We start from the raw sequence: 2389 nt of genomic DNA, 5'->3' as shown, positions 1-2389 counted from the left end.
ACGGCGGTCTTGCCGCCGATGAGGGTGTCGGTGGCGCGGTTGATGCCGTCGACCAGGGAGTGGCGGCAGCCGTACTTGTTGTCGAACTTCGACTTGGTGACGGCGTCGTTCACGTTGATCGCCGGGAACAGCAGGATGCCGTCACGCTGCATCTCGTACAGACGGTGCACACCCGTCGTGGTCTCCTCCGTCACACCGCGGATCTCGGAGGCGAGGGCGGTCCAGTCGAGAGTGCTCGCCTCGAGCAGGGCGCGTACGGCGGCGAGTTCCTCGCCCGTCGCCTCGGGCAGCTCGCCGGTCTTGCGGTAGGTGACACCCTTGTGGACGAGGAGCGTGGCGTCGCCGCCGTCGTCGAGGATCATGTTCGGGCCCGCGTGGCCGGGCCAGGTCAGCGCCTGCTCCGTGCACCACCAGTACTCTGCCGGCGTCTCGCCCTTCCAGGCGAACACCGGGATGCCGGCGGCGGCGATCGCGGCGGCCGCGTGGTCCTGGGTGGAGTAGATGTTGCAGGACGCCCAGCGGACCCGCGCGCCGAGCGCGACGAGGGTCTCGATGAGGACGGCGGTCTGCACGGTCATGTGCAGGGAGCCGGTGATCCGGGCGCCGGCCAGGGGCTGGGCGTCGGCGTACTCCTTGCGGATCGCCATCAGGCCGGGCATCTCGTGCTCGGCGAGGGTGATCTCCTTGCGGCCGAACTCGGCCAGGGAGAGGTCGGCGACCTTGAAGTCCGTGAAGTCGCTGCGGTCAGTGGGCACTGAGGCTCCCCAGGGTCTGGACGTTGCGGTGGATGTCGAGGGCGGCGGTGGAACGGTTGAGGGTGATGTAGTGCAGCCCGGGTGCCCCTTCGGCCAGGAGCCGTTCGGCCATGGCGGTGGCGTGGTCGACGCCGATGCGGTGTCCGGCGGCCGGGTTGTCGCGGGCGCGTTCGAGGCGGTGGGCGAGGTCTTCGGGGAAGGCGGCCCCGGAGAGTTCGGCGAACCGGCGGATCTGGCGGACGTCGGTGGCGGGCATGATCTCCGGGATGACGGGGGTGTCGCAGCCCGCGGCCGCCACCCGGTCGCGCAGCCGCAGATAGTCCTCGACGTGGAAGAACATCTGCGTGATGGCGTAGTCGGCGCCGGCCCTGCACTTGGCGACGAAGTGCCGGATGTCGCTGTCCCAGTCGGGCGAGCGCGGGTGGCGCTCCGGGAACGCCGCCACGCCGATGGTGAAGTCGCCGAGCGCGCGCACGAGTTCGACCAGTTCCCGGGCATGGGTGAACCCCTCGGGGTGGGGGATCCAGGGCCCGTTGGGGTCGCCGGGCGGGTCGCCGCGCAGGGCGAGGACGTCACGGATGCCGGCGTCGGCGTACTGGCCGATGATGCGGCGCAGTTCGGCCGTGGAGTGGCCGACGGCGGTGAGGTGGGCGACGGGGCGCAGTGTGGTCTCGGCGGCGATGCGCCGGGTGACGGCGACGGTACGGTCCCGGGAGGAGCCGCCGGCCCCGTAGGTGACGGACACGAAGTCGGGGCGCAGTGCCTCCACCCGGCGGATCGCGTCCCACAGGGTGCGTTCGCCCTGGTCCGTCCTGGGCGGGAAGAACTCGAAGGAGAAGGTCGTCATCGCCTGACTCCGGTGTTGAAGTAGCCGGCCTCCGGGTGGTGGACGACGATGGCGTCCGTGGACTGCTCGGGGTGGAGCTGGAACTCCTCGGAGAGCTGCACGCCGATGCGTTCCGGCTCCAGCAGGTCGGCGATCTTCGCGCGGTCCTCCAGGTCCGGGCAGGCCGGGTAGCCCAGGGAGTAGCGGCAGCCCTGGTACTCGGTGCGGAGCATGCCGTCGAGTCCGTCCGGGTCGCCGCGGTGGATGCCGAGCTCCAAGCGGACGCGGGCGTGCCAGTACTCGGCGAGGGCCTCGGCGAGCTGGACGGACAGGCCGTGCAGTTCGAGGTATTCGCGGTAGGCGTCGGCCTCGAACAGCCGGGCGGTCTCCTCGCCGATGCGGGAGCCGACGGTGACGACCTGGAGACCGACGACGTCCGTCTCGCCGGACTCCTCAGGGCGGAAGAAGTCGGCCAGGCACAGACGGCGGCCACGGCGCTGGCGGGGGAAGGTGAAGCGGGTGCGCTCGTTGCCGTCCTCGTCCAGGATGATCAGGTCGTCGCCTTTGGAGACGCACGGGAAGTAGCCGTGGACGACGCCGGCTTCGAGGACGTTGTCCGTGCGCAGCCGGTCCAGCAGGGCGCGCAGCCGGGGCCTGCCCTCGGTCTCGATCAGTTCCTTGGTCAGACCCCACTGACCGCGGAAGAGGGCGGTCTCGTCGAGCCATGAGGCGTATTCCTTGAGCTGGATGCCCTTGACGACGCGGGTGCCCCGGAACGGCGGGACGGGGACGGGGTTGTCGGTGGCGA

3 protein-coding genes are annotated in these 2389 nt (G+C 70.7%); all 3 read right to left on the bottom strand.

What is annotated here, in order from left to right; genetic code table 11:
• A partial coding sequence (locus tag ACF1AG_RS34760; RefSeq protein WP_391811048.1) for an adenosylhomocysteinase occupies window positions 1-755 on the bottom strand: 755 nt, incomplete at its 3' end.
• Entirely contained in the window at window positions 745-1602 is an 858-nt protein-coding gene (gene metF, locus ACF1AG_RS34755; protein ID WP_359608107.1) for a methylenetetrahydrofolate reductase [NAD(P)H], read from the bottom strand. The genes ACF1AG_RS34760 and metF, both read right to left, overlap by 11 nt.
• The coding region (locus tag ACF1AG_RS34750; RefSeq protein ID WP_391811047.1) for a vitamin B12 dependent-methionine synthase activation domain-containing protein at window positions 1599-2389 on the bottom strand (791 nt) is incomplete at its 5' end. The genes ACF1AG_RS34750 and metF, both read right to left, overlap by 4 nt.

The organism is Streptomyces sp. NPDC014764, assembly GCF_043082785.1.
GTDB classification, from domain to species: domain Bacteria; phylum Actinomycetota; class Actinomycetes; order Streptomycetales; family Streptomycetaceae; genus Streptomyces; species Streptomyces althioticus.
Note: the sequence above shows the minus strand (reverse complement) of the source record. Positions and strands in the feature narration are given on the sequence as shown.

Bases quoted from the DNA above. Each gene is read 5' to 3' on its own strand.
- metF (WP_359608107.1), bottom strand. From the start codon at position 1,602: ATGACGACCTTCTCCTTCGAGTTCTTCCCGCCCAGGACGGACCAGGGC.